The organism is Rubrivivax albus (assembly GCF_004016515.1).
Classification (GTDB): Bacteria; Pseudomonadota; Gammaproteobacteria; order Burkholderiales; family Burkholderiaceae_C; genus Rubrivivax; species Rubrivivax albus.
Genome location: NZ_SACT01000027.1, coordinates 1 through 3905 on the forward strand (window position 1 = coordinate 1; position 3905 = coordinate 3905).

Annotated in this window: 6 protein-coding genes; all 6 read left to right on the plus strand. The window is 61.9% G+C overall.

Annotated elements, in window-relative coordinates:
• The first annotated feature begins 148 nt into the window (after positions 1 to 148).
• Positions 149 to 583, plus strand: coding sequence for a hypothetical protein (locus ENE75_RS24515; RefSeq protein WP_128201723.1), 435 nt, complete (start codon positions 149 to 151; stop codon positions 581 to 583).
• 133 nt (positions 584 to 716) lie between these two features.
• Positions 717 to 1181: a GNAT family N-acetyltransferase gene (locus tag ENE75_RS24520; RefSeq protein WP_128201725.1), complete on the plus strand. Its 465-nt coding sequence runs from the start codon at positions 717 to 719 to the stop codon at positions 1179 to 1181.
• Between the two features lie 261 nt (positions 1182 to 1442).
• Positions 1443 to 1748 (plus strand): cupin domain-containing protein, encoded by a 306-nt coding sequence (locus tag ENE75_RS24525; protein WP_310733652.1) that lies wholly within the window; start codon positions 1443 to 1445, stop codon positions 1746 to 1748.
• Between the two features lie 138 nt (positions 1749 to 1886).
• Positions 1887 to 2414 (plus strand): GrpB family protein, encoded by a 528-nt coding sequence (locus ENE75_RS24530; protein ID WP_128201730.1) that lies wholly within the window; start codon positions 1887 to 1889, stop codon positions 2412 to 2414.
• Between the two features lie 145 nt (positions 2415 to 2559).
• Positions 2560 to 3084, plus strand: coding sequence for a GNAT family N-acetyltransferase (locus ENE75_RS24535; protein ID WP_128201732.1), 525 nt, complete (start codon positions 2560 to 2562; stop codon positions 3082 to 3084).
• A 126-nt stretch (positions 3085 to 3210) separates the two neighbouring features.
• A complete protein-coding gene (locus ENE75_RS24540) occupies positions 3211 to 3675 on the plus strand; it encodes a DUF6998 domain-containing protein (RefSeq protein WP_128201734.1) in 465 nt (154 codons plus the stop codon).
• Positions 3676 to 3905 lie beyond the last annotated feature (230 nt).

Below are 3905 nucleotides of genomic sequence, written 5' to 3' on the forward strand. Positions count from 1 at the left end.
GCCGACGCGCTCCGGCAAGCGGCGTAAGCCTGGCTCGCGGCCTATGAGGCATCATCGCGAACCAGGCTTACGCCGCCTGCCTCCGCGCGCGGCTTAGCTCGAACGTTAGGCGTCACCAAGCCCACCACCGCCACCGTCTGCTGCCTATATGAAGTCGCTCAAGAACATCGCCTACGTGGCGCTTGGCTGCGCAGTAGGTACTGCGTGTGCTCAGCAGATCCAGCGAGCACCGCTCCCGGAATCGCATCCACTTGTAGCCACATGGCGAATAGACATTCCGAGCATGAACTGCTACGAGGAGTACGAGGTAAGGGCAGACGGAACCAAGCACTCAAGATCGGGAGAAGAGCGGAACGAGTCAGAGTTTGTGATTTCGGTCATTCCTTCTCTGAAGGGCTTCTACAAGTGGACCGACACAATCACGAAGAACAACGGGAAGCCTGACTGTTCTGGGTCGTTCACTAAGCTTGGCCACGTCGCGGTCAACTACGTCCTTGTGCATCCCAGTGGTCAGCGCATTCTGCTGTGCGAGGCAGAGGACATGAACTCTTGCTTTGCGGAGTTCCATCGTGTTGGGAAGTGACGCCTAACCCCTCGCTCAAGCGCCGACGCGCAACGGCACGGCACCTGGCCCGCGAAGTGCCTACTGTGTATCCTGCGCTTCGCGGGCCAGGCGCCGCGCCGCTGCGCGCGGCTTAGCTCGAACGTTAGGCCGCATGAGAACCCTCGGCCCAGCACTTCAGCGGCAGCAAGAATGCGAAGCCGTTCTGCGGTCTCTGCCACGCTGGTTCGGGATCGAAGACGCCCTGCGGATGTACGTCGAAGACACCGGTACCAAGCCGACGTTTGCGTTCGAGGAAAACGGCAAAGTCATCGGTTTCATCTCGCTCAGGCAGCACTTTCCTGAAGCATGGGAAGTCCACTGCATGGCTGTGCATGCCGCCTTCAGGAACAAGGGGCTTGGCAGTGCGCTGCTTGAACTTGGGGAACGGTGGGCTGCAGAGCAGGGTGCCCGGTTCCTCCAGGTCAAGACCGTGGCGGAAACGAGCACAAGCCGCGAATACGCAGAAACTCGCAAGTTCTACCTCGCCAAGGGGTTCGTACCGTTGGAGGTGTTCCCTGAACTCTGGGACCCACATAACCCGGCGCTTCAACTGGTCAAGGCCGTGAATGCGGCCTAACCCCTCGCTCAAGCGCCGACGCGCAACGGCACGGCACCTGGCCCGCGAAGCGCTCACTGTGTATCCTGCGCTTCGCGGGCCAGGCGTCGTGCCGCTGCGCGCGGCTTAGCTCGAACGTTAGGCCGCACGAGGGGAGGTCGTCGCATGCTCCAACCGTCGAAGGTCCAGTCCGTTGTTCCCACGGAGGAAGTGGAGACACTGCAGCGCCTGCCGTACTTCTTGGGCATATCGGGCAATTCCGTTGGGGCAACAGGCTTGTCCATGCACTTGGTTGTCATCCCGCCCGGGGCCAAGGCCGAACCACACGTTCACGTCGGGTACGAAACTGGCATCTACGTTCTGGAAGGCGAGGTCAGAACACGCTGGGGCGAGAACCTTGAACACCAGGTTGTCAGTAAGGCAGGAGAGTTCCTGTTCATCCCGGCAGGTGTTCCGCATGACGCTACGAACTTGAGCTCAACGCACGCGGCAAGGGCAGTGGTAGCCAGAAACGATGCCGCGGAACAAGATAGGGTTGTCGCGTATCGGTCATGTGATGCAACTGGGAAGCCTGAGAGTGCGGCCTAACCCCTCGCTCAAGCGCCGACGCGCTACGGCAGGCCGCCTTGCCCGCGAGGCCGTGTATGTTCATCATCGGCCACGCGGGCAAGGCGTCCTGCCTCCGCGCGCGGCTTAGCTCGAACGTTAGGCCGCACAGGACGGGCCTTGTCTACTGTCCAAATCGTTGACTACCAGGAGTCTTGGCCATCTGCGTTCGAGCAGGTCGCCTCGGTCCTTCGGACTGTTATGGCTGGGCATCAGGTCGAAATCGAGCATACTGGTAGCACTGCCGTTCCGGGCTTGTGCGCCAAGCCGGTACTCGACGTACTGCTCGGTGTATGCGCCCTGTCCGAAGTCGAGAGCAAGGTCGCCGAGCTCGAGCAGGTGGGCTACCAGTACAGGCCCGAGTACGAGGCTCAGATTCCTCTGCGGCGGTACTTCGTCAAGAGCGCCGAAGAATCTTGCCCACGTGTGCATCTTCACGCTGTCCAGACGAATGGTCTGCTTTGGCAAGAGCACGTTGCGTTCAGGCAGGCGCTGCGCAGCAATTCGGCTCTCGCGGACGAGTACGGTAGCCTCAAGCGCAATCTCGCATCGTCAGTTGGTAAGAGCGAGTACACGGAGGCCAAGGCACCATTCATCAGGGGTGTTCTGGGCCGAGTTGCTTCTGGCAAGGCCGAGAGTGCGGCCTAACACCTCGCTCAAGCGCCGACGCGCTCCGGCACGCGGCGTAAGCCCAGGCTGAGCCACATGGTGCATCATCTCAGCCCGGGCTTACACCGCATGCCTCCGCGCGCGGCTTAGCTCGAACGTTAGGCCGCACAGGGGGCGCCGCGGAGTGACCGACGCAGTGTTTGAAACCGAACGGTTGGTCGTTCGGCGGTTGCGCGACTCGGACCTGTCAGACCTGATGGCCGTCTACGGCGACGCCGAGGCCATGCAGTGGGTTGGCGATGGTCAACCCATCACGGAGAACGAATGCCGTGAGTGGCTTGTCGTCACCCACCGAAACTACGAGAAGCGCGGCTACGGCATGTTCGCGGTCGAGCTAAACGCGGCGCCGGGCGTCATAGGCTTCTGCGGCATCGTTCACCCCGGTGGGCAAGAAGAGGCCGAGGTCAAGTACGCATACCTGCGCAAGTTCTGGGGGCAGGGCATAGCCACAGAAGCACTGTGTGGCCTCATAGGCTACGGCACGAGGGCACATGAGATCACGCGCTTCATCGCCACCACCGCGCCAGAGAACAGTGCATCGCACGCAGTACTCTCGAAGGCGGGCATGCGCCGAGGCGAACTGCGGCAGAACGAAGACGGCAGCTTTACCCAGCTCTTCGAATATGAGGCGCCGAAGAGTGCGGCCTAACCCCTCGCTCAAGCGCCGACGTGCCACGGCAGGCCGTCTTGCCCGCGCGGCCGTCTTTGTCCATCATCGTCCACGCGGGCAAGCCGCCCTGCCGCGTCACGCGGCTTAGCTCGAACGTTAGGCGTCATGAACCCGCTCGATCGGCACCCCACAGATCGAATTCTCGAGCTCGTTCGGCGGCTCTACGAAGTTGTCAGCGAACTCGAGCGGGCATTCCCTGGGCGCAAGTTCACGCCTGACGGCCATCTCGTTGGGAGCATTGGAGAAGTTCTCGCCGCAAGACGGTACGGGCTGACGCTGCTTCCAGCTTCATCGGAAGGGTATGACGCCATCTGCCCCAGAGGTACAAGGGTTGAGATCAAGGCAACGCAAGGAAAGTCGATCGCGTTGAGATCAGAACCAGAGCACCTGATGGTTTTGCTCCTGAAGTCGAGCGGCAATGCGGTCGAGGTATTCAATGGCCCTGGTGCGGTGGCATGGCAGGTGTGCGGTCCGGTTCAGAAGAATGGGCAGCGGCAAGTGAGCACATCGAGGCTTCACCGGCTCATGGCGGGTATACCAGGCACTCAAAGGCTGAGCGAGGTGGAATGACGCCTAACCCCTCGCTCAAGCGCCGACGCGCAACGGCACGGCACCTGGCCCGCGAAGTGCTGGTGGTCTATCCTGCGCTTCGCGGGCCAGGCGCCGCGCCGCTGCGCGCGGCTTAGCTCGAACGTTAGGCCTCACACAACACCTCCCGTGGCCACAGCCGGCACTACAGCGCTCATCGTTGGCGCAACTTTCAGCGCACTTGCCGCCGTTGCACACCTCGGCTGCGTGGT